General features: G+C 41.5%; 26 protein-coding genes. All 26 read right to left on the bottom strand.

Translation table 11 applies throughout. From position 1 onward, the window contains the following. Positions 1 to 12: 12 nt before the first annotated feature. The 26 genes from cheY to sucC all read right to left on the bottom strand — a co-directional run bounded on the left by cheY (position 13) and on the right by sucC (position 23783). Positions 13 to 375 carry a chemotaxis protein CheY gene (gene cheY, locus MY9_RS08965; protein ID WP_014476812.1) on the bottom strand — a complete coding sequence of 121 codons (363 nt, stop codon included), beginning with the start codon at positions 373 to 375 and terminating at the stop codon, positions 13 to 15. A gap of 25 nt (positions 376 to 400) precedes the next feature. Next, entirely contained in the window at positions 401 to 1540 is a 1140-nt protein-coding gene (fliY, locus tag MY9_RS08960; protein ID WP_014663977.1) for a flagellar motor switch phosphatase FliY, read from the bottom strand. Next, positions 1530 to 2528: a flagellar motor switch protein FliM gene (fliM, locus tag MY9_RS08955; RefSeq protein WP_003220879.1), complete on the bottom strand. Its 999-nt coding sequence runs from the start codon at positions 2526 to 2528 to the stop codon at positions 1530 to 1532. The genes fliY and fliM overlap by 11 nt, the downstream gene beginning before the upstream one ends. 33 nt (positions 2529 to 2561) lie before the next feature. Continuing rightward, positions 2562 to 2984 (bottom strand): flagellar basal body-associated protein FliL, encoded by a 423-nt coding sequence (fliL, locus tag MY9_RS08950; RefSeq protein ID WP_014663976.1) that lies wholly within the window; start codon positions 2982 to 2984, stop codon positions 2562 to 2564. Continuing rightward, positions 2981 to 3196, bottom strand: coding sequence for a swarming motility protein SwrD (gene swrD, locus MY9_RS08945; protein WP_014663975.1), 216 nt, complete (start codon positions 3194 to 3196; stop codon positions 2981 to 2983). The genes fliL and swrD overlap by 4 nt, the downstream gene beginning before the upstream one ends. 39 nt (positions 3197 to 3235) lie before the next feature. Next, positions 3236 to 4030 (bottom strand): flagellar basal body rod protein FlgG, encoded by a 795-nt coding sequence (gene flgG, locus MY9_RS08940; RefSeq protein WP_014663974.1) that lies wholly within the window; start codon positions 4028 to 4030, stop codon positions 3236 to 3238. 21 nt (positions 4031 to 4051) lie between these two features. Further along, entirely contained in the window at positions 4052 to 4474 is a 423-nt protein-coding gene (gene flgD, locus MY9_RS08935) for a flagellar hook assembly protein FlgD (RefSeq protein ID WP_014663973.1), read from the bottom strand. After that, positions 4471 to 5934 (bottom strand): flagellar hook-length control protein FliK, encoded by a 1464-nt coding sequence (locus MY9_RS08930; protein WP_014663972.1) that lies wholly within the window; start codon positions 5932 to 5934, stop codon positions 4471 to 4473. The genes flgD and MY9_RS08930 overlap by 4 nt, the downstream gene beginning before the upstream one ends. Before the next feature lie 12 nt (positions 5935 to 5946). After that, positions 5947 to 6561, bottom strand: coding sequence for a MotE family protein (locus MY9_RS08925; RefSeq protein WP_014663971.1), 615 nt, complete (start codon positions 6559 to 6561; stop codon positions 5947 to 5949). An 11-nt stretch (positions 6562 to 6572) separates the two neighbouring features. Continuing rightward, positions 6573 to 7016, bottom strand: coding sequence for a flagellar export protein FliJ (gene fliJ / locus MY9_RS08920; protein WP_014663970.1), 444 nt, complete (start codon positions 7014 to 7016; stop codon positions 6573 to 6575). Positions 7017 to 7019: 3 nt separating this feature from the next. After that, positions 7020 to 8336 (bottom strand): flagellar protein export ATPase FliI, encoded by a 1317-nt coding sequence (gene fliI / locus MY9_RS08915; RefSeq protein ID WP_014663969.1) that lies wholly within the window; start codon positions 8334 to 8336, stop codon positions 7020 to 7022. Then, entirely contained in the window at positions 8333 to 9085 is a 753-nt protein-coding gene (gene fliH, locus MY9_RS08910; protein WP_041521507.1) for a flagellar assembly protein FliH, read from the bottom strand. The genes fliI and fliH overlap by 4 nt, the downstream gene beginning before the upstream one ends. Further along, the gene (fliG, locus tag MY9_RS08905; protein ID WP_014663967.1) at positions 9078 to 10094 is read right to left on the bottom strand and encodes a flagellar motor switch protein FliG; all 1017 of its coding nucleotides are present in this window, start codon (positions 10092 to 10094) and stop codon (positions 9078 to 9080) included. The genes fliH and fliG overlap by 8 nt, the downstream gene beginning before the upstream one ends. Positions 10095 to 10106: 12 nt before the next feature. Continuing rightward, entirely contained in the window at positions 10107 to 11717 is a 1611-nt protein-coding gene (fliF, locus tag MY9_RS08900; protein WP_040083177.1) for a flagellar basal-body MS-ring/collar protein FliF, read from the bottom strand. 45 nt (positions 11718 to 11762) lie between these two features. Continuing rightward, positions 11763 to 12083, bottom strand: a complete 321-nt coding sequence (gene fliE / locus MY9_RS08895; protein ID WP_003238544.1) for a flagellar hook-basal body complex protein FliE — start codon at positions 12081 to 12083, stop codon at positions 11763 to 11765. A gap of 10 nt (positions 12084 to 12093) precedes the next feature. Next, on the bottom strand, positions 12094 to 12546 hold the full coding sequence (flgC, locus tag MY9_RS08890) for a flagellar basal body rod protein FlgC (RefSeq protein WP_014663965.1): 453 nt from the start codon (positions 12544 to 12546) through the stop codon (positions 12094 to 12096). Next, the gene (gene flgB, locus MY9_RS08885) at positions 12546 to 12935 is read right to left on the bottom strand and encodes a flagellar basal body rod protein FlgB (RefSeq protein ID WP_014663964.1); all 390 of its coding nucleotides are present in this window, start codon (positions 12933 to 12935) and stop codon (positions 12546 to 12548) included. Before flgB ends, flgC begins: the two co-directional genes overlap by 1 nt. A 380-nt stretch (positions 12936 to 13315) precedes the next feature. Beyond that, a complete protein-coding gene (codY, locus tag MY9_RS08880; protein ID WP_003220850.1) occupies positions 13316 to 14095 on the bottom strand; it encodes a GTP-sensing pleiotropic transcriptional regulator CodY in 780 nt (259 codons plus the stop codon). A 39-nt stretch (positions 14096 to 14134) separates the two neighbouring features. Then, positions 14135 to 15538, bottom strand: coding sequence for an HslU--HslV peptidase ATPase subunit (hslU, locus tag MY9_RS08875; protein WP_014476801.1), 1404 nt, complete (start codon positions 15536 to 15538; stop codon positions 14135 to 14137). Between the two features lie 16 nt (positions 15539 to 15554). Next, complete coding sequence (clpQ, locus tag MY9_RS08870) at positions 15555 to 16100, bottom strand: ATP-dependent protease subunit ClpQ (RefSeq protein WP_014663962.1); 546 nt, start codon at positions 16098 to 16100, stop codon at positions 15555 to 15557. 12 nt (positions 16101 to 16112) lie between these two features. After that, the gene (gene xerC / locus MY9_RS08865; RefSeq protein WP_014663961.1) at positions 16113 to 17027 is read right to left on the bottom strand and encodes a tyrosine recombinase XerC; all 915 of its coding nucleotides are present in this window, start codon (positions 17025 to 17027) and stop codon (positions 16113 to 16115) included. Between the two features lie 67 nt (positions 17028 to 17094). Continuing rightward, positions 17095 to 18402, bottom strand: a complete 1308-nt coding sequence (trmFO, locus tag MY9_RS08860; protein ID WP_014663960.1) for an FADH(2)-oxidizing methylenetetrahydrofolate--tRNA-(uracil(54)-C(5))-methyltransferase TrmFO — start codon at positions 18400 to 18402, stop codon at positions 17095 to 17097. Between the two features lie 75 nt (positions 18403 to 18477). Continuing rightward, entirely contained in the window at positions 18478 to 20553 is a 2076-nt protein-coding gene (topA, locus tag MY9_RS08855; RefSeq protein WP_014663959.1) for a type I DNA topoisomerase, read from the bottom strand. Positions 20554 to 20740: 187 nt separating this feature from the next. After that, positions 20741 to 21634: a DNA-processing protein DprA gene (gene dprA, locus MY9_RS08850; RefSeq protein WP_014663958.1), complete on the bottom strand. Its 894-nt coding sequence runs from the start codon at positions 21632 to 21634 to the stop codon at positions 20741 to 20743. A 60-nt stretch (positions 21635 to 21694) separates the two neighbouring features. Continuing rightward, a complete protein-coding gene (gene sucD, locus MY9_RS08845) occupies positions 21695 to 22597 on the bottom strand; it encodes a succinate--CoA ligase subunit alpha (protein ID WP_003238566.1) in 903 nt (300 codons plus the stop codon). Positions 22598 to 22625: 28 nt separating this feature from the next. Continuing rightward, positions 22626 to 23783 carry an ADP-forming succinate--CoA ligase subunit beta gene (gene sucC / locus MY9_RS08840; protein WP_014663957.1) on the bottom strand — a complete coding sequence of 386 codons (1158 nt, stop codon included), beginning with the start codon at positions 23781 to 23783 and terminating at the stop codon, positions 22626 to 22628. Positions 23784 to 23822 lie beyond the last annotated feature (39 nt).

The raw sequence follows: 23822 nt of genomic DNA, 5'->3' as shown, positions 1-23822 counted from the left end.
ATCGTACACCCTTTAACTTAATGTTTTGTTGATTGCTTCAAGCACACGGTCAGCTTGGAAAGGTTTCACAATGAAATCCTTAGCGCCGGCCTGAATGGCATCAATAACCATTGATTGCTGTCCCATAGCAGAACACATAATGATTCTTGCCTGAGCATCAATTTGTTTAATTTCTTTTAATGCTGTAATCCCATCCATTTCAGGCATCGTGATATCCATCGTAACAAGGTCAGGAGAATGCTCTTTATATTTCTCTACTGCTTGTGCTCCATTTTCAGCTTCCGCTACTACTTCAAAACCGTTTTTAACCAAAATATCTTTAATCATCATTCGCATAAATGCTGCGTCATCTACAATTAAAATTCTATGTGCCATAATTTATCTCTCTCCTTGTGTTTCGTTATTTTAAATTATTAATGCGCTCTGCCTGGCTTAAAATGTCAGTGACTCTTACGCCGAAGTTTTCTTCAATGACAACAACCTCGCCTTTGGCAACGATACGCTGATTAACTAAAATATCTACCGGCTCACCAGCTAATTTATCAAGCTCAATAATACTACCTGCAGAAAGCTCTAAAATTTCTTTTACACTTCTCTTTGTTCTGCCGAGCTCAACAGTAATTGAAAGCGGGATATCTAAAAGCATATCCAGATTATTAATAGGGGCTTGTGTCGCCTCATTTGGATCAAACGCAGAAAATTCCACCGGTGAAACCTGAACTGGCGCTGCTTTTTTTGCTGTTCCCTGCCTTTTTGGCGGCTGCGGCTGCTGTTGCTTCGGTTCAATACGAGGCTCTGGCGTCACAGGCTCTTTCGGCTGCTCGTATGTAGCATCAGGCTGCGCCGTTGTTGCTTCCTCTGCATTTCCTGAATTCATAAGGCTTGAAATTAAATCTTTCGCAAATGTTAATGGGTAAAGCTGCATAATACTGGAGTCTATTAATTCTCCCACCTTTAAGTTGAAAGAAACTTTCACCAGCATTTCGTCATCAGGAATACGGTCTGTGCCCTTTTCTTCAGTTACATCGAGCAATTCAACCCGAGGCGGTGAAATATCAATTTTTTTACTGAATACAGTAGACATTGATGTGGCTGCCGATCCCATCATTTGGTTCATTGCTTCTTGAACCGCACTTAAATGGATTTCCCCCAGTGAAGGATCCGCACCTTTTCCGTCTCCCCCGATCATTAAATCAGCAATGATCGCCGCGTCACTTTGTTCCACGACTAACAGGTTGCTGCCGCTGAAGCCCTCCGTATAATTTACTTCAATCGCTACATACGGTTCAGGAAACGCATCGCTGATTTTACTTTTGGGGATAACCGTTACGCTCGGAGTCGTAATATCGACCTTTTGATTTAAAAGTGTTGACAGTGCTGTCGCAGAACTGCCGAATGAAATATTACCGATTTCACCGATCGCATCACGCTCCATTTCCGATAAGTCATCTACTTCCGGAACCTCTGGCTCATCAAGCGTGCTGCCAGTACCGTTAAGAAGCGCGTCAATCTCATCTTGAGATAATCTATTATTCTCCATCTTGTTCACCTCTTATGTCGTGATCTAAAATTTGCACTGCCTGTTTTCGATTCACCCGGCCGGCTTGTCCTAAAAATTTCGGCTTATCTCCGACCAATACAGTAAGAGGATCCGTGACTGATTTGTCCAAAGTTATGCAGTCTCCGACTTCTAAACTTAAAAACTCTTCTATTGTCAGTTCAGATGTGCCGAGCTCGGCCACGACAGGTATTTGTGCTGTCATGATACGTTTTTCAAGCGACTTTGTTTCCTCAGGCTTTGGCTCATTTCGGTCTGATTGCATCCAATAGTGGACTGAAAGCTTCGGTATGAGCGGCTCGAGGACGATATGCGGGATACAGAGATTAATGACACCGCTGATTTCACCGATTTGAGTATTAAGTGAGATCACCACGACTGTTTCATTAGGAGACACCATCTGAACGAATTGCGGATTCACTTCAAACTCAGTCATTTCCGGTTCAATATCAGCAATTGACTGCCAAGCTTCTTTATAATTACCCAGTGCATTTTCAAATAAATTAGAAATGATTTTTGTTTCAATTTCTGTCAAGCTGTCAACCTTGTTATGACTGATTCCAATCCCACCCATGACTCGGTCCATCATCGTATAAGCTATCGTGGGGTTAACCTCCATCATAATTCTGCCTTCCATCGGATGGACATCAAATAGATTCAGAATCGTCATGTTCGGGATCGATCTGATAAATTCCTCATAAGGGACCTGGTCAACAGAACTGACAGATATATGAATATAGGTTCTGAGCTGAGCCGAAAAATGAGTGGTAAGAAGTCTTGCAAAATTGTCATGAATTCTCGTTAAACTGCGGATCTGATCCTTAGAAAACCGCAGCGCACGTTTGAAATCATAAACCTTGACTTTCTTCTCTTTTTCTTCTTTTTTCAGCTCTTCAGCGTCCATTTCACCAGTTGATATTGCAGAAAGCAGTGCATCTATTTCATTTTGGGAGAGAACTTCTCCTGACATTTTCCTCACCTCCGTATTCTGTCAAATTATGTTTTATTGCAGATTAAAGGAGGTAATATACACTTTTTCTACTTTTCCTTCTTGGAGGTAGCTATTTATTTTATCTTTTAGTTCCTTCTTAAAGGTTTCTTTTCCCTTGTCTCCCTCAATCTGATCAGCATTCGTATCAGCCAGCAGTGATATAACAGCGTCTTTCACTTGAAAATCACGTTTCTCAAGTTCTTCTTTTGATTTATCAGAATCAGTTTCAAGTTTAATAGCAAGACGGATAATGTTATCAGACTTTAAATTTGTTGTGATTTCTTCTACATCAACAGAAGATGAAACAATTTCATCAATACTTTTTTTCGCTTCACTTTTTTCGGACTTTCCGCCTAACACAAAATAAGCCGTTGCCCCGAGAGCACCAATTACGATAAGAATAATTAGTAAGATGATCATTAACTTTTTCTTCATTCCGGTTCCTCTATTCCTTGATCCATTGAAAATATTTGTATGTTTCGGTAGAAAGATGCGATCTTTTCCAGAACAGTTTCTTCATCTTCTTTCACTACAAACTTCTTACCGTTTGACAGAGTGATTGTAGTATCCGGAAAGCATTCAATCTGTTCAATAAATAGCGCATTCAGTGTAAAGGGCTGCCCGTTCAAACGGGTTACTTTAATCATAAAACAGCGGAGAAGCGATTACTCGCCTCCCCTCCCTCCTTAACGTTTAAGGTTAACCAGTTCTTGAAGGATTTCATCAGATGTTGTAATAATTTTTGAGTTTGATTGGAATCCGCGCTGGGCTACGATCATTTCAGTAAATTCGTCAGTTAAATCAACGTTAGACATTTCGAGAAATCCTGATTTAAGAGAACCTGTACCACCATCACCAGGCTGGTTCGCTGCACTGGCCGTACCCGAGTTTAAAGATTCACGGTATAAGTTGCTCCCGATTTTATCTAAGCCGTCACTGTTGGCAAAAGTCACAATCCCGATTTGTCCGCCGTCTTGTGGTTGACCGTTGGCATCAACGATCGATACCTTACCATCAGAACCGATAGTGAAGCTCTGTGCATCAGTAGGAATTTTAATTGTTCCGCCATTCATATTTAGTACATGGTAGCCATCACCTGTAACCAATGTTCCGGTGTTATCTAAATAGAAGTTTCCAGCTCTTGTATAAGCTGTTCCGGCGCCTGTATCAATTTGAAAATAGCCATCGCCATCGATTGCTAAATCAAGTGTTCTTCCTGTGCTTTGTGTCGCGCTTGTTGAATGAATTGTATCAATTGTGCCAGATGATGAACCTAAACCGATTTGCTTAGAGTTTGTTCCGCCGATTGTTGCACCGGCCGCAGAACCGCCGGCAATCGTTTGGCTTACCATATCTTTAAAAGTCACACGGCTCTTTTTGAATCCTACTGTGTTCACGTTTGCAATGTTGTTACCGATTACGTCAAGCTTTGTTTGAAAGTTTTTCATACCGCTGATTCCAGAATAAAGTGAACGTAACATAATGTATTCCCCCAGATTTTTTTATTTTGATGATTGTCCCACAGACATGACATTCGCAGGACTGATCTCGGTCCCATCATCAAGAACGAGATAATAATTTCCTTTAGAATGTTTAACAGAGCTTACTGTGCCTGTTTTATCTGTTGCACTTTTACCATCAGTCCAAGATACTTCTTTTCCCATCCAATCAACATACGTTGTAAACGGATCTTGGTTTTCGACGAATTTAGTCATCGTTGTATTCAGATTCATTATCTGTTCCAAGCTTGAAAAAGTCGCCATCTGGCTGATAAATTCTTTATCGTCAACCGGGTTGAGCGGATCTTGGTTTTGAACTTGAGTCATTAAAATTTTTAAAAACTCATCTTTCCCCAAGCTGCTGTTGTTCGTCGACACGGTATTCGTTTTTTCAGGCAGTTTATATTCTGAACTTATAGAAGTCATTCTTCCTCCTCCATTTCAACCATCGACACTTCATCGAGCAGATCGCCAAAATCATTTGATTGCTTTTTCTGTCTTTGCTGTCTCTGCCCCTCTTGCTGCTGTTTCTGTTCATCAGCAAGCTGGCCGTATATCGGCTGATCCCCGCTTTGGACCGGAAGAGTAAAACGGTCTATTTGGACGGCCATATTCGGCAATGATTGCTTCAGCTGCGGAAGATGCTGTTCAAGCAATTCTTTTGCTGATTGGCTAGATGCAATGATTTTACTCTGAAACATTCCATTTTCATTTGTCAGCTTGATTGTGACAAATCCTAAATGTTCAGGGTTCAACCGAATGGTGAAGCTTCCCGTTGATCTGCCGAAAGGCGTATATTTCATCTGCTTCCACGCATTGATCACTTGATCAGCCACCGTTTTTGTTTCAGCATTTGGTATATCAGATGACATCTGCTGCAGATCAAGTGTTTGAACTCCTCCTATGCCCCGATACCCTGAAAACATCATTTGGAGTCCTGATTTACTATCTACAGGCTGAATACTTCCAGAAACATCCGATGCACTTTTGCTGGATGAACTCTGCGAAAGCGGTGTGAAAACACTCTTCCCAAAGTCTTGTGATGATTCGGATGATTTCGATAACAAGAAAGCTTTCAGCTGGCTTTCAGCTAAACTCCATTCTTTGGTCCCTTTTTGAGGGAGCATAGACATTTGATCCATTAAGCTTTGAAAACTTTTCAGCTCTGACGCTGTCATCGAATAAAGTTTTGAACTCGACTCATCTTTGGTGAACATTTGCTGTTTAAGATCCTGAATTAGCTGTTGAGATACACCTTTTTTTTCTAATGCAGAAAGAAATTGATCCCCATTTTGGTAAATGGCATGAGCTTCATTGCCGTTCCCTCGATCAGTCAGCTTATTCCCTTCTACAAGCTGGCTAATGAACATCTGGATATAGATCAATTCTTTAGCAGCCTCGGATACTTCATTTTCCTGATTTGATTGCTCTGTATCGGACTTCAGTTGTCCATTAATGTCAAGAGCAGAATCATTGGCACTCAGAGCCGTTTTAGCTTCTGAAAAGATTTTCTCTGTTTCTGTGAGCAATTGATCCATCCCGCCTGACAATCTTGATTCAACTGCTTGCAAAAGATTTTGCAACATTTGCAGAGCATTCGCATCCAATTGCTTCCCTGTCAGTTTGCTTAATGTTTGCAGAAGACCCGCATTTTGTTTGTCTTGATCTTCAGGACTTGCTTTTAGCCATTCACCGATCTTTTTAAGCGCATCTTCTAAAAGCTGGCCTCCGGAATTCGGAGTACCCTTTTCTTGTTCTGAGAGTTCCTTTAAACCTGCCTCAGATATAAGCCAGTTTTGAAAAACACCCGGGCTACTTTTCATGCTTTTAGCGGCAGAACCCGTTGTCGTTTGTAGCAAAGGTCCCGATAATTCAAGCAGCTTCACCTTTAATTCCCCCTATTCTTGGCTGGCAGCAATTTTTTCTGTATAGGTTGCTGCTTGCTCAGGAGTCATTTTTGCCAATATGTCAGCAAGCTGCTTTTTGCTTAGGCCATTCAATATTTTCAGTGCTTCTTGCTCCTTTAATTGGGCAATAATTTTCGCAGCCTTTCCGCTGTCCATGCTTTTGTACACACTGATCACTTTGTCATTTTTAGAAGAAGCTTTCGAGTCTGATGTTCCCTCAGTATGATCTTCAGATGACTTTTTTTGGTCCTCCGCCGTCTTTTCAAGTGAACGGATCTTTTGATTGAGCCTATCGATTTCCGATTTGCTTGTTTCTAAATCTTTATTCAATATACTGATTTCACTTTTTTGATCTTTAATGGTCTTTTCCAGAGCTGCCGTATTACTGCTATCCTTACTTGATGCTGTGTCTTTTTTATTTTCGGTTTCAGGAACCAATTCCTTAAGAACCGGCGTCTTTGCCGCAGCATCCTGGATCGGCTTTAACACATTGACACCAGCAGCCCAAAGAACAATCCCCCCTACGATTAGAAGAAACATCAGCGGGAGGATAATGATAAGCAAAACCGAACGGAACTTACCTGATTCTTTCTTTTTGCCGGACATTACATTCGCTCCTAATGGCCTTGAATCATAAACTGCTTAATCGAAATATCGTCCATTTCTTTCATTTCTGCAGCTTTGTCTTCAAGAGCAAACATTTTAAACTGTTTTTCACGCATTTTTTCAAACTTTTTCACTTCAATATTTTTCTCTGTCAAAATTTCTTGTTTTTGATTCATTTGATTTCTTTTCATAATGACAAGCTTTTGATAGTGATAAATCGTATTATCAAGATTTGAGACAAATTGTTGGTAGTGCCTCATTTCCTGTACACTCATGCCGCTTTTTAATTTCTTTTCTTTATTTTGTTCTAGTAATTCTTTTTTGCTCATACTTTCATATAATTTTTCAGCAACGTTTTCAAATTCAGAAACTGATTGCTGATAATCGGATAAGGATTGGTCTTTCTCATTTTCTTTTAGTTCCAGCAGCTTTTGGAATCTAAATTGATAAGCCACGTTTTATTCCTCATTTCCTGTCAAACTAGTTAATGCAGCAATGCTTTCTTCCAATGATGCCGGTTCATCTGTTCCCTGCTTTAAAAATTGAATAAGCTGCGGATAAAATTGTATCGCTTCATCAATTTCTCTTGAGGAGCCTCTTTTGTAAGCTCCGATATTAATGAGATCTTCCGAATTTTGATATGTCGATAAAAGTTCGCGGAATTTATTTGCCGCATCAAGGTGCTGTCTTGTCGATATGTTTGACATCACCCTGCTGATGCTTTTTAGGACATTAACTGCCGGAAACTGGCCTTTATTGGCAAGCGCCCTGTCCAACACAATATGTCCGTCTAAAATTCCGCGTACGGTATCGGCAATCGGCTCATTCATGTCATCGCCGTCTACCAGCACTGTATAAAACGCCGTAATGGTTCCGTGCTCGTTTGCACCTGTTCGCTCTAATAAACGAGGTAAAATAGCGAACACAGAGGGTGTATAGCCTTTTGTCGTCGGTGGTTCTCCAGCAGCTAAACCAATCTCCCGCTGCGCCATCGCCACCCTTGTAACAGAATCCATCATAAACATGACATTTTGGCCTTTATCTCGAAAATACTCGGCAATTGCAGTCGCTGTATATGCCGCTTTCAATCTCATTAATGCTGGCTGGTCTGAGGTGGCAACAACTACAATCGATCGTTTCAGCCCCTCTTTCCCAAGATCTTTTTCAATAAACTCCCGGACCTCTCGTCCACGTTCTCCGACAAGTGCAATGACGTTTAAGTCAGCTTCTGTCTGCTTGGCAATCATCCCCATTAATGTGCTCTTTCCGACACCGCTTCCGGCAAAAATTCCAATCCGCTGACCTTTACCGACTGTCAGCAAGCTGTCAATGGATCTGACGCCAACACCCATTTTTTCACGGATAGGCGGCCGTTTCATCGGGTTGGGCGGTGATTGCTCCGTCGATACAGGCGAAAGTCCTTTCGGCAGAAGTTTTCCGTCAAGCGGTTCTCCAAAAGCATCGATGACTTGCCCGATCAGTCCAGATCCAACTTTAACCCGAAGAGATTCCCCAGTAGCTTCTACAATGCTGCCTGGTGCAATACTCGCAGCCTCTAAATACGGCATAAGCAAAATATTTTCTTCTTGGAAGCCGACTACCTCAGCTTTAATGACTTTCCCAGATTGTCCTTTTGCATAAATCAGGCACACGTCGCCAATTGAGCTTGCAGGACCTTTTGATTCAATCATCAGGCCGATGACCCGCTTGACTTTTCCGTACCGTTTATACGAGTCTGTCATTTCTATACAATCTATCAGACTCTGTGTCTTCATTCAGCTGCACCCGCTTCCAGCGCTGTCAGAAGTTTATCTTTCAATTGCATCAATTGTGTGTCAACACTTGCATCTACCCTGCCAAAAGGAGTTTCAATATAACAGGTTCCTTTTTGAGCTTTTTCATCAGCATATATACCAAGACGGCATTCTTTATAAAGAAGCTGCTGGATTTCATCTTTTTGCTGAAAGATTGTCTCATAGTAATAAGGATCAACATAAATTGATATATCGTCATATTCCTTCACTTCGTTTACAACCTGTTGTACAAGCAGGAGGAAAGCTTCTTTATCATCAGATTTTTGCTGCCAAACTTTTTTTGCTAATGCAACGGCAAGTTCAACGATTTCTTCATTAGCGTCTTCAAGCTTGTCCTCAACAGCTTTTCTGGACATTTCAGTAATTCTGTTCGCTTGGCCGATCAGTTCGGCATACTGTTGCATTGCCTCAGCTTTGCCCAATGCTACTCCTTCTTCAAAGCCCTCGGCTTTTGCTTCCTCAATCAGCTTCTGTTTTTCAGCCGCCCAATCATTTTTCTCCTGCTCAATTTGACGGCGAGTATTTTCTATATGACTGTTCGCCTGCTCAGAAATCCGGTCAGCTTCCTCTTTCACTCGGGCCATAAGAGCCTCCGGGTTCTCTTCAGCCTGCAAAAGGTGGGAATGATCAATACGCACCTCTTGTATAGAAAGTTTTCTTTTTTCCTTTTGTGGAGAAAAAGATGATTCTTGTTTAATGATATTAGACAATAATATCATCCCCTCCGCCTCTTGCTATCACAATTTCACCGGCTTCTTCAAGCTTTCTGACGATGCTTACAATTCTCGATTGAGCTTCTTCTACGTCTTTCAAGCGTACAGGGCCCATAAATTCCATTTCTTCTTTGAAGGTTTCAACCATACGCTGTGACATATTGCTGAATACAATTTCTTTGACTTCCTCGCTTGCAACCTTTAATGAAAGGAGCAAATCGTCGTTCTCAACATCGCGAATGACTCTCTGAATAGCACGGTTATCAAGTGTGACAATATCTTCGAAGACAAACATCCGCTTTTTAATCTCTTCAGCAAGATCGGGATCCTGAATTTCCAATGAATCCAAGATCGTCTTCTCTGTCCCTCTGTCTACTCCGTTTAACACTTCCACAACAGCTTCAATTCCGCCTGTTTGTGTATAATCCTGAGTAAATGCAGAAGATAATTTTTGTTCCAGAATCCGTTCTACCTCATTAATAATTTCTGGTGACGTTCTATCCATGACCGCAATTCTTCTCGCAACCTCAGCCTGAACTTCAGGATTCAGCTCCGATAAAATTTGCCCGGCCTGCACAGGATCTAAATAAGACAAGATTAAAGCCATTGTCTGAGGATGCTCTTGCTGGATAAAATTCAAAATTTGTTCAGGCTCCGCTTTTCTGGCGAAATCAAATGGTTTCACCTGCAAAGAAGACGTCAGCCTGTTTAGAATGTTTTCCGCTTTATCCTCTCCAAGCGCCTTTTCTAGAACTTGTCTTGCATAGCTTAAACCGCCTTGAGAAATATAATCTTGTGCAATGGCTATATTGTGAAATTCTTCTATGATTTCATCCTTTTTTTGATGATCGACGCTTCGAACACCTGATATTTCCAGCGTAAGCCTTTCAATTTCTTCATCGGTTAAGTGCTTATAAACAGAAGCTGACACATCTAACCCCAAGGAAATCATGAGAATGGCTGCTTTTTGTTTTCCTGTAAGCTTATCTTGATCACGTCTCGCCATTTCTTATTCCTCCTAATCCTCGGCCAGCCAGCTTCTCAGCAGTTTTGCAAAATCTTCCGGCTTGTCTTTCGCCATCTTTTCAAGCTGTTTTCGTCTGACTGTTTCCGCTGTTTCATTTTCCTCTTCGTTGATATCAGGTAAATTGATTGGTTCTTGAGGAACCTCATACTCATACTCCTCGAATTCATCCTCTTGCGCCCGTTTCTTTCTGATAAGCATAATGATCAGAACAATAATCGCAGCGATTAAAACACCGCCTGTAATATATGCCCACAGCGGGATACCTGAGGATTTCTCCGTGTTTGTATCCAAATTGACTTTTCCGTCAAATGGCTGAACGGAGACAACAATTTTATTATTGATATCAGCATCAGATAAATTCTGGTTTTGCGTTTCATCTTTATCTAAAGATGTTCTGACTACAGTTGAAAGGATTTTTTGTATATCATCCTGTCTTTCAGTTGATAGTGACGCTGTGTTTTTGGCATCAGGCGGCTCTACCATGACTTGAATCCCTAAATCTCTGACCTTATAAGGACTTTCAGCGATTTCTTTATGGATTCGGTTAACCTCGTAATTGATTTTGTTGCTATTTTTTTCGTAGTTCCCGCTTTCGGCATTTTCACCATCAGCCTTATAATTTGTGACATCATCCTCGCCGGTTCCGGCAGTTCCGCCGTTGGCTGCACCGTCGCCCTGGTATGTTTCAGATACCTTTTCCGCGCTGACTGCAATGCCTTCCATGTTCTCTTTATCCACAGGTTCGACAATGTCTTCTGTACGATTTTCTTTTGTGAAATCGATGTCTGCTGTAACGGAGACAACGACTTTATCTTGACCCATCATCGTACCTAGCAGTGACTGAACATGTTTTTGAATGTCTTTTTCAACTTGAGACTTAATTCCTTGCTGCGAAGAATAACTATCCGCGTAGGACCCTGCATTGCTGTCTGATTTGTCGTAGTATGTAGAATTTTGGTCCATGATGACGATATTATCTTCTTTTAGGTTCGGCACGCTTTTAGATACCAGATGATACAATCCGTTGATCTGGCTTTGGTCAAGTGTGTAACCCGGTTGAATCTGCAGAACGATTGAAGCAGAAGCTGCAGATTGCTCTTCACCGACAAACACAGCGTCTTTCGGGAGATTAATCATTACTTTTGAGTTTTTAATACCGTCCATTTCATTGATCAAGTTTGACAGTTCTGTCTGTGTCGCTTTCACTTTTACCATATCAAACTCATTGTCTGTCAAACCAAAGCCGGCATTCTGCCCAAAAAACGAGTAATCAATTGATCCTGTTTTAGGAAGTCCTTCTGCAGCCAGCTGCACTTTCAAAGAATCAACCTGATCCTCCGGAACGCTAATCACTGTACCTCCACTCGAAAGTTCGTTTGGTACTTTTTTCGCATCCAATTCTTCTTTGATTTTTCCTGCTTCTTCGGCAGATAAATCTTTGTAAAGCGGAGCCATCTTTGTACTGGAAGCAAAAACACTAATAATAATTCCAATAATAATAATTGCCGCTAACACACTAACCATTAAAATCTTTTGTAATTTAGATCTATTTTTCCAAAACTCACTCGTTTTGTTTTTCATTTGCATTAGAGTACGATTCATGTTAACCCCCGGTCATTCCACTCTTTCTCTAAATCGTCAGACCCCCTACATTTGCATTCTCATAATCTCCTGATAAGCTTCCACAGCTTTATTGCGGAACTCTGTTGCTGCAGTTAGAGAGATGCTAGCTTTTTGAGCGGCGATCATGACCTCATCAAGATTTACATCTTTTCCTGCAGCCAAGGCATTAGTCATGTTGTCAGAAGCTACTTGGGACTCATTTAACGAACTAATAGAGTTTTTTAAAAGCTCCGAAAAGCTTGTTTGATTTGAAGAATCTGTTTTTTGGCTATTGTTTACTTGATTTGTTGCATTTTGAGTGTTTTGAGTATTTTGAACCTGAAAAGGAGAAATTGCATTAATCACATTCATTCACCTACTTTCCGATTTCTAATGCCTTCATCAGCATTCCCTTTGTGGCATTCATCGCAGTGACATTCGCCTCATATGATCTGGTGCTGCTGACAAGGTCAACCATTTCCTTTAATGGATCTACATTAGGTTTTTGTACATATCCTTCAGCGTTTGCATCAGGATCTGTCGGATCATAGACAAGATTAAAATCCGATTTATCCTCCGTAATTTTTGAAACCTTCACACCGTTTCCAGCATGACCGCTTCCGCTCATTTGAGAATTAAGAATGGAAGAGAACGATTCACCTTTTGACTGAAGGGAGACCATTTTTCTTCTGTAAGGCACCCACTCTCCATTCACCTGCTTAGCTCTTGTCGTATCCATATTTGCTAAGTTAGATGATACAACATCCATTCTGACCCGCTGAGCTGTTAAAGCAGATGCTGAAACATTTAAGCTCTGAAAAGCTGTCATCATTTTCCTCCTGTTAATACGGTCTTCAGTGAATTAAATTTACCGTTCATTCTTTCAACTAAAGCTTGATAGTTGATTTGATTTTGCGCCAATTCTGTCATCTCTTTGTCAACATCGACATTGTTTCCATTTTGCTGATACGATGTATCTCCGCTCGCAACAATTGAATAATTCGAATCAGTATCAGAAAAATCAACATGACGATAGTCTGTTTTTATCGCATCAAGACGTGAGGATTCTTGATCTAATAAATTTTGGAAAGAGACTTTTTTCGCCTTATAGTTCGGTGTATCTATATTGGCGATATTATTAGTTATGACTTTTTGCTTAATATCCGCTCTGCTCAAGGCATTTTCAAGATTTTGTATCGTTCCAGAAAATAAGCTCAAATCCACTTACCTCCATTTCAGTTTTTTTCACCCTCAATATCCTTGTCGAGAATTGTAAAACTATATGCTTATTGTAAGAAATAACAGGCATAAAGTCTATGAAGTTCGTGTAAAAAAATGTCCTCACAATTATCTATTTTATAACTAGGCATAAAGTCCTAGATTGTTAGAACTACATTTCCCGCCTTGATATAAGCCTGAAAATAGCAGAATTTCTGTTTTTTCTCCTTTCTTTTCGTCATTTTTGAAACTTTTTGAAGAAATATGCAAGATTTATTAAAATCATTACACAGAAAGACTTTCAACCCAGGAAATAAAGCTTATTGATTTCCTTTATTTGAAATAAAAAAAGAACCCCTTAAAGGGGGTTCTTTTTTTGATTAATGAGATTTTAGATTTTCTAATTCGATTAGGAATTTGTTGTTTAGCACTTTGATATAAGTACCTTTCATTCCTAATGATCTTGACTCAATGACGCCGGCACTCTCCAGCTTTCTCAGTGCGTTCACAATAACCGAACGGGTAATGCCGACGCGGTCAGCGATTTTACTAGCAACGAGAAGGCCTTCGTTTCCGTCAAGCTCCTCAAAAATGTGCTCAATTGCTTCAAGCTCACTGTAAGAAAGCGAGCTGATAGCCATTTGTACGACAGCTTTACTTCTTGCTTCCTCTTCAATTTCTTCTGCTTTTTCTCTTAGGATTTCCATTCCGACAACTGTTGCGCCGTATTCAGCTAGAATTAAGTCATCATCATTGAATTGATCCTGTAAACGTGAAAGAATGAGTGTTCCTAATCTTTCCCCTCCTCCGATGATCGGCACAATTGTCGTTAAACCAGCTTGGAATAAGTCTCTGTTCTCAACAGGGAAAGCAGTGTATTCACTATTAATATCCAAGTTAGAAGATGTTTCAGGGACATTAAACAGATTTTTCGTATATTCTTCAGGGAATTGACGATCCTCAAGCATTTTTTTCATACGATCATTTTCAATTTGCTGGTTAATAGAATACCCAAGGAGTTTCCCTCTGCGGCTTACAACGAAAATATTGGAATCAATGACATCCCGCAGCGTCTCCGCCATTTCCTTGAAGTTTACCGGTTTCCCTGCCGCAGCTTGCAGCATGGAGTTAATAATTCTTGTTTTTTGTAATAAAGCCATGATAAATAATCCTCCTAAACATTCCTCATATTAAATTTTTCACAATATAAATTGACTTAAATCTTTGTTTTTGGCTATCGTTCCGAGTTTTTCTTCGACATACTGTGGTGTAATCGTTATTTTCTCCATCGTTACATCAGGAGCTTCGAACGACAAATCTTCTAATAGGCGTTCAAGTATTGTATGAAGGCGTCTCGCACCGATATTATCTGTGTCCTGGTTCACATGATAAGCAACTTCAGCAATCTTATGAATAGCTTCGTCAGAAAATTCAAGAGATATACCTTCAGTCTGCAATAATGCTTGATATTGTTTCAAGAGCGCATTATCCGGCTCAACCAAAATTCTCACGAAGTCATCCACCGTGAGTTTGTTCAGTTCTACACGAATCGGGAAACGCCCCTGCAGTTCAGGAATCAAATCAGATGGTTTGGCCATATGAAACGCTCCTGCTGCAATAAATAATACATGATCTGTTTTTACAGAACCATATTTTGTGACAACGGTAGAACCCTCAACAATCGGCAGGATATCCCGCTGAACGCCTTCTCTTGAAACATCGGCAGAAGAAGATGCACCACCGTTTTTTGCGATTTTATCAATCTCATCGATAAAGATAATCCCGCTCTCTTCTGCTCTCTGAACAGCTTCCTGGCTGACTTCATCCATATCGATGAGTTTGCTAGCTTCTTCATTCGTCAGGACTTTTCTGGCTTCTCTGACTGTCATTTTGCGTCGTTTCTTTTTCTTTGGCATTAATCCGCTCAGCGCATCCTGCATGTTCATGCCCATCTGCTCCATACCCGAGCCCTGCAGCATGTCAAACATAGAAGGCTGTTGTTCTTCGACTTCTACTGTTACATAGTAGTCTTCGAGCTCTCCTAAAGCCAGCTGATGCGCCATTCGTTTTCTTTTTTCTTCAATATTTGCTTCTTCCTGGCTCTCCGCCTCATCTTCACCATTCGGCTGGCTGCCGCCAAAAAACATTTCAAACGGATTTTTAACGCCTGATTGTTTTTTCTTCCCAGGAACTAACAGACGAACAATGCGTTTATTTGCATTTTCTTCTGCCTGTTCCTTTACTTCGTTCATTTTCTCTTCTTTTATAAGCCGAACAGAAGTCTCCACAAGATCTCTGACCATTGATTCGACATCTCTGCCTACATAGCCGACTTCAGTAAATTTAGTTGCTTCAATTTTGATAAATGGCGCACCTGAAAGCTTAGCGATTCGTCTGGCAATTTCAGTTTTCCCAACGCCGGTAGGCCCCATCATTAAAATGTTTTTCGGAACGACCTCGTCCTTCAGCTTTTCATCCAGAAGACTTCTTCTATAGCGGTTTCTTAATGCCACGGCGACAGCTTTTTTCGCGTTTTGCTGACCGACAATATATTGGTCTAACCGATCTACAATCTGTCTAGGAGTTAACGGTTTTTTTTCCATGCGCCTCAAGTCCTTTCTATTCAAGCTCTTCCAGTATGATTTGATCGTTCGTGTAAACACAAATTTCGCCTGCTGTTTCTAATGCGGCTCTTGCAATCTCACTTGCGGTCATACTTTCACCGGCATGCTTTTTCAAGGCTCTTCCGGCTGCCAAAGCGTAATTGCCTCCTGATCCAATTGCAAGGATACCGTCATCTGGTTCGATCACCTCGCCTGTTCCCGATACGAGAAGCAAAGTATCCTGATTCATCACAATCAGCATGGCTTCAAGCTTTCTAAGCACTTTATCGCTGCGCCATTCCTTCGCAAGCTCAACAGCCGCCCGTTTTAAGTTGCCGTTATATTCTTCAAGCTTGGCTTCAAACTTTTCGAATAAAGTGAAAGCGTCTGCAACAGATCCCGCAAAGCCAGCAAGAACCTTGCCGTTAAACAGTTTTCTCACTTTTCGTGCCGTGTGTTTCATGACAACAGCCTGACCAAACGTTACTTGGCCGTCTCCAGACATAGCGCTTCGTCCTTTATGCTGTACGGCAAATATTGTGGTCGCATGAAAAGATGACATAAAGGGCCTCCTTTAATTTTTCTTAAATGCTCTTGGGTGGTGGGACATATATGTGTTTCTCAACATTTCCTTCGAAACGTGCGTGTATATCTGTGTCGAAGACAGATTGGAATGCCCGAGCAGTTCTTGAACGCTTCTCAAATCCGCTCCTTCATTTAACAGATGGGTGGCGAACGTGTGTCGAAGCATATGCGGATGGATATGTAAAGTGCCGGACGCTTTTTGAACAAGCCCGCTTAAAATATGTCTGATGCCACGGGCTGTAAGCGGTCCGCCTCTTTGATTTACGAATAATAGATCATGAGGTTCTTTTGCCTTCATCAGCAAGCACTGTCTTCCGCTATTCATGTATACCTTCAACGCTTCGCGGGCATAAGACCCAAAGGGGATATAACGCTGCTTCTTGCCTTTACCGTGAACAAGCACAGTGTCCATAAATAAATCAACATCATTAACAGTTATGGAACAGCATTCACTGACCCTCATTCCGGTAGCATAGAGCAGCTCTAACAGCGCTTGATCCCTCATTCCGGCCGGCTGGCTTATATCTGAAACTTCAAACAGCTCCTCAAGCTCTTTTTGATATAGAAACTTCGGTATCCGTTTCTCTTGTTTCGGCAGATGAACAAGCTGAAACGGATTTTCTTCAACAAGCTTTTCCCGCATTAGAAACTTATAAAAGCTTCTTAATGCAGATATCTTTTTGCTTATTGTTCTTCTCGATAAACCTTTTTCATAGGCTTCTGTCAAAAAAATCCTAGTATCTTGATATGCAGCTTCTTCAAATCCATTTATACCTTGAACGCGCAGGAAAGTCTCGAATTCTTCAATTGAATCCACATAATTCACAATAGTATATTGTGAATAATTTTTTTCAATTTGTAAATATTCAACGAATAACTTTACGAAATTCTTAACATTCTCCATGCCTAATACCTCCCCAGGAAGGGCTTTTAAATGGTATCACAAATCGCGTTCAGGTTGCAATCAATACCTATATTGTTTTCGAAATTGTTTGAATTGTTTCAATTGCACGATTCGCGTATTGTTCATTTCGTTCTTTTTTATTTTTAATTTTAACAGGCAGTTCTTTTAAAAGCCCAAAGTTTGCATTCATCGGCTGGAAGTTCTTCTGGTTTGTTGTTGTAATATAATGAGCCATACTGCCAATTGCCGTTTCCTGCGGGAAAATAACAAGCTCTTCTCCCAATACAAGCTTCGCCGCATTAATACCTGCTACCAGTCCTGAAGCAGCTGATTCCACATATCCTTCTACTCCCGTCATTTGGCCTGCAAAGAACAGGTCACTGCGGTTTTGAAATTGATAAGTCGGCTTTAACAAGCTAGGAGAGTTAATAAATGTATTTCTGTGCATCACGCCATATCTGACGATTTCTACATTTTCAAGCCCTGGAATCAATTTGAGGACTTCCTTTTGATCTCCCCATTTTAAATGTGTCTGGAATCCTACAATATTATAAAGTGTGCCCGCAGCATCATCCTGTCTGAGCTGAACGACGGCATAAGGACGTTTTCCTGTAACAGGATGCTCTAGCCCAACCGGTTTCATCGGACCGAAAAGCATTGTTTTCTTACCGCGTTTTGCCATGACTTCAATCGGCATGCAGCCTTCAAAGAAAATCTCTTTTTCAAATTCTTTTAACGGGACTGTTTCTGCTGATGTTAAAGCTTCATGGAAACGGTCAAATTCTTCTTCTGTCATAGGGCAGTTCAAATATGCTGCTTCACCTTTATCATAGCGGGATTTCAAGTACACCTTATCCATATCAAGGCTGTCTTTTTCTACAATTGGCGCCGCTGCGTCATAAAAATATAAATAGTCCTCTCCAGTCAGCTCCTTCAGCTGGGCAGACAGCGATTCAGATGTTAACGGTCCCGTTGCGATAATGGTAGGACCTTCAGGAATCTCAGTCACTTCTTCATTAATAACGGTTACGTTTGGATGATTTTTTACCCGATTTGTCACACTTGCGGCAAATTCATGACGGTCTACTGCAAGAGCCCCTCCGGCAGGCACCGAACATTCGTCAGCAGCCGCGATGATGGCTGAATCAAGCGCACGCATCTCTTCCTTTAATACACCGACCGCGTTAGCAAGTGTATTAGAGCGAAGAGAGTTGCTGCAGACTAGCTCGGCAAATTTATCAGTATGGTGCGCAGGCGTTTGTTTCACAGGCCGCATTTCATACAATTTAACTTGAATCCCGCGTTTGGCAAGCTGCCATGCTGCTTCACTTCCTGCGAGTCCGGCTCCGATTACATTCACTGTTTGTTGGTTCATCTTTCACATCTCCTAGTTTATTATTCAAGGCCTTCTTTTAACACACAAAGAAGGTGAGCAAGACCCTGCTCACCGCTACTTCTGTGGTTCTTCCTTATAATCGCATTCCACGCATTGGACTTGTATGCCTTTTTTGAGTTTTTTCTCGACGAGCATTTTTCCGCATTTCGGGCATTTTCGTTCAATTGGTTTGTCCCAGGATACGAATTCACAGTCCGGATAACGGTCACAGCCGTAAAACACCCGTTTCTTTTTCGATTTTCGCTCAACAATGTTTCCTTCTCCGCAGCTCGGACACTTCACGCCGATTTGTTTCACAATCGGTTTCGTGTTCCGGCAGTCAGGGAAGTTGGAGCAAGCTAAGAATTTACCGTACCGTCCCATTTTATATACCATCGGAGAACTGCACAATTCACAATCCTCTCCAGCATATTCTGGTTCGATTTCAACTTCCTTCATTTCTGATTCGGCTTTTTTGACGCGTTTTTCAAAATCGGTGTAGAAATTATCAATAATCTTGACCCATTCGGTATTTCCTTCTTCAACATGATCAAGATCTCTCTCCATTTTAGCTGTAAACTCAACGTTAATGATCTCCGGGAAAAACTCCATGATCAGGTCAAGAACGATCTGACCTAATTCAGTCGGAACAAAGCGTTTATTATCCAAACCCACGTAGCCGCGCCGTTGAATAGTATCAAGCGTCGGAGCATATGTGGATGGACGGCCTATGCCGAGTTCTTCAAGCGTTTTCACAAGCCGTGCCTCAGTATACCTCGGAGGCGGCTGGGTAAAATGCTGCTCCGGTTCTATATCTTTTGATAATACCGTATCGCCTTCTTTTAAGTCAGGCAGCATCCGGTCTTTTTCTTCCATTTGGTCGTCTTTTCCTTCAACATACACCTTCATAAACCCGGAAAACTTGACTTTACTTCCATTTGCACGAAATGTCAAACCATTGTTTGTCAGGTCGACACTCATTGTATCTAGAACAGCCGGCGCCATTTGGCTGGCAACAAAACGCTCCCAAATTAATTTATACAGTCTCATTTGGTCTCTGCCGAGAACTGCTTTTAATTCACTTGGTTTTCTGAGAACTGATGTCGGCCGAATTGCTTCGTGGGCATCCTGAGCATTTTCATTCTTTTTCGCAGGCTTCCGTTTTCCGCCTAGGAACTCTTTTCCATATGTCTGATCGATAAAAGCAGCAGCTTCATCAACAGCCGTATTTGAAATACGGGTTGAATCCGTTCTCATATACGTGATCAGACCAACAGTTCCTTCTCTTCCTAGATCAATTCCTTCATATAATTGCTGTGCAATCATCATCGTTTTCTTCGCTCTGAAATTGAGCTTGCGAGCCGCTTCCTGCTGCAGGGTTGAGGTGGTAAAAGGCAAAGCAGGATTACGTTTGCGTTCTTTTTTGGTTACTTTTTCGACTGTATATTTATTCCCTTTGAGCTGAGAAAGAATCTCTTTTACATCAGCTTCACTATTTAAAGGAAGTTTTTTGCCGTTTTTCCCGAAAAAGCTTGCTTCAAAGGTTTCCTGGCCTTTTAAGAACGTACCGTCAATTGTCCAATATTCCTCAGGCTTAAAGTCGTTAATCTCTTTTTCACGGTCAATAATCAAACGGAGGGCAACAGATTGCACGCGTCCTGCGCTAAGCCCTTTTTTGACTTTTTTCCATAAGATCGGACTGATTTTATATCCGACAAGCCTGTCTAAAATACGTCTCGCTTGCTGTGCATCCACTAAATCCATATTAATCATGCGTGGATGCTTAAACGATTCCTTAATAGCGTCTTTTGTAATTTCGTTAAACACTACACGGCAGTCTGAATTGAGATCTAAATCAAGGCTGTGTGCCAAGTGCCATGCAATCGCTTCCCCTTCTCTGTCGGGGTCGGCCGCGAGATACACTTTTTTGGCTTTTTTGGCAGCCGTTTTCAGTTCTTTTAATACCGGACCTTTACCTCGAATGGTAATATATTTCGGTTCGAAATTCTGTTCTATGTCAACTCCCATTTGACTTTTTGGAAGATCCCGGACATGTCCCATTGATGCTTTTACTTTATATTTTTTACCTAAGTAACGTTCAATCGTTTTCGCCTTAGCGGGCGATTCCACGATGACTAGATAATCAGACATTTTCATCCCCCTCAAGAGGTGTTCTCTCTCTTTTCAAGATATTTCAATTTTATTTTTGCAGCTGTCTTTATTTGGCTTTCAACATTTCATTCTTTATCATGAACGTCATTCATTAAATAGAAAACAATATGCAACTTTAAATCCTCACTATTATTAAATATTACAATGCCGTTTGTCAAACGATAATTCAAAAGGGTTCCGTATATTGAACGTTTCTCTCGGGAAGCTCCTCGAAAATATCCTCTGCTGACCTTATGGCTTTAGCCCCCTGCTGGATCAGTTTTATAGGACCTCCGGCGTAAGGGTCAAATAATGAACCGGGTACGGCAAACACTTCTCTACCTTGCTCCAATGCTTGATAGGCAGTTATCAGCGAACCGCTTTTTTCCTTGCCCTGTACGACAATAACGCCTTCACTCAGTCCGCTGATGATACGGTTTCTCATAGGGAAATGCCATTTTTGGGGTTTAGTTTCAGGTGGGTGCTCTGACAGAAGGATATGGTGTTTAGCCATGTGATCTGCTAATTGAAGGTTTTCCCGAGGATAAATGTGTTGAAATCCGCCTGCAATGACGCCAATTGTCCGCCCCTTCGCCTTAATACTTGCAGCATGGGACATTCCGTCTATCCCAGACGCCAGTCCGCTGACAATCACCCAATCTTTACGACATAGCTCTTCTGTAAGATGATTGACAACTTGTTTCCCGTAAGCTGTTGGATTTCTTGTCCCTACAATTCCAATTTTTCTTCCTTTCGAAAGAAGAGTCATATCACCCTTTGCAAACAGAACGGCGGGGGGATCATAAATGGTTTTAAGCCAGAAAGGATATTGCTTTGAAGAGATAGGAATGGTGTTAATGCCTTGCTCACGATAAGCAGCAAGTACGCGTTGGAGCTTTGGGTAAAATTCTTCTATTTTCTTTTTTAATGCAGCTGCTTTCATTTTATCACGAGTAACCGTTTGTAACACCGATGATGTCAGCGACATAGACGGATCGGCTTTCCACCATTTTAATAGAAGGGATGGAGATAATAATTGATTGATTCTGCAAGTCGTTAAGCAGGCAGCGGCCTGATCCAATAGATTGACCTCCTTTTGACAGAAAAAGCAGGAACAGCCTTAACGGCTGTCCCTTTTTTATTAATGCGTTTTACAAGTTTCGAACAGGTTCTTCTCTTTCAGCACCTTAATTAAGGTTTCACCCATAACAGAAGGTGTCTCTGCAACTTCAATTCCGCATGCATTAAGGGTTTTGATTTTTTCATCAGCTGTCCCTTTTCCGCCGGAAATAATGGCGCCTGCATGCCCCATGCGCTTCCCAGGAGGTGCTGTCTTACCGCCGATAAAACCGACTACCGGTTTTGTCATGTTGGCTTTTACCCACTCTGCCGCTTCCTCTTCGGCAGTACCGCCGATTTCGCCAATCATGATGACAGCGTGTGTGTCAGGATCTTCGTTAAACGCTTTTAAAACGTCAATAAAGTTTGTTCCATTTACAGGGTCTCCGCCGATTCCAACAGCTGTAGACTGTCCTACGCCCGCTTCTGAGAGCTGGTGCACCGCTTCGTATGTTAATGTTCCTGAACGTGATACAACACCTACATGACCCTTTTTATGGATGTATCCGGGCATAATGCCGATTTTACATTCTTCAGGCGTAATGACACCAGGGCAGTTCGGCCCTATCAGTCTCGTTTTCTTGCCTTCCATGAAACGTTTGACCTTCACCATATCCAAAACCGGAATGTGTTCTGTGATACAAATCACGAGATCAAGCTCCGCATCTACCGCTTCCATAATCGCATCAGCTGCAAACGGTGCAGGCACATATATAACAGACGCGTTAGCGCCGGTCGTTTGAACTGCTTCAGCCACTGTATTAAATACAGGAACACCTTCCGCTTCAGTTCCGCCTTTTCCAGGTGTTACACCGCCTACGATATTTGTGCCGTATTCGAGCATCTGCTTCGTATGAAATAAAGCGGTAGAACCTGTAATCCCTTGTACAATAACTCTTGTATCTTTATTAATAAAAACACTCATTATATGGTCCCCTGCCTTTCATTCTTTCTTAAACTAAGGATACGATTTTCTGCGCGCCGTCAGCCATTGATTCCGCAGATGTAATGTTTAATCCTGATTCACTAAGGATTTTCTTCCCTAGATCCACGTTTGTGCCTTCAAGACGGACGACAAGCGGCAATGTCAAACCAACTTGTCTAGTCGCTTCAACAACCCCTTCTGCGATGACATCACATTTCATAATGCCGCCGAAAATGTTGACAAAAATCCCTTTAACGTTTTGATCAGAAAGAATGATTTTAAATGCTTCCGTGACTTTTTCCGCGGTTGCACCGCCGCCCACATCAAGGAAGTTGGCCGGTTCTCCACCGTAATGCTTGATAATATCCATTGTGGACATTGCAAGTCCCGCGCCGTTTACCATACAGCCGATATTTCCATCAAGGGAAATGTAGCTTAGGTCATATTTGGACGCTTCGATTTCTTTCGGATCTTCTTCATCCAAATCTCTGTATTCCATAATGTCCTTTTGTCTGTACAACGCATTGCTGTCAAAATTCAATTTTGCATCAAGCGCCATCACATTTCCGTCCCCGGTAACAACAAGCGGGTTGATTTCGGCGATTGAGCAGTCTTTTTCAACAAACGCTTTATATAGTCCAAGCATAAATTTAGCAGCTTTCCCCACAAGCTCTTTTGGAATATTAATAGCGAATGCAATTTCTCTGGCTTGATAGCCTTGAAGGCCGACAGCCGGATCAATGACAGCTTTTTTGATTTTTTCCGGTGTTTTCTCCGCAACTTCTTCAATTTCCGTTCCGCCTTCTTCAGAAGCCATCAGAACGATTCTGGAAGTAGCGCGGTCAAGCACAAGACCCACGTAATATTCTTTTTTAATATCGCAGCCTTCTTCAATAAGTAAGCGTTTTATTACTTGGCCGTCCGGACCCGTCTGATGTGTAACTAGGGTCTTCCCTAATAGTTCTTCGGCATACGCTTTTACTTCGTCTAATGATTTTGCTATTTTTACCCCACCAGCTTTGCCTCGACCGCCAGCATGAATTTGAGCCTTTACGACATAAACCGAGCTGGATAAGCTCTTTGCACTCTCAACTGCTTCTTCTGCTGTAAAAGCCACTTTACCTTCAGGAACAGATACCCCATATTTTCTGAGGACTTCTTTTCCCTGGTACTCATGGATATTCATTTCCCATCCTCCTAACTTATGTAACAAAACTAAAATAGA

This window comes from Bacillus sp. JS (assembly GCF_000259365.1).
GTDB classification, from domain to species: Bacteria; Bacillota; Bacilli; order Bacillales; family Bacillaceae; genus Bacillus; species Bacillus stercoris.
Note: the sequence above shows the minus strand (reverse complement) of the source record. Positions and strands in the feature narration are given on the sequence as shown.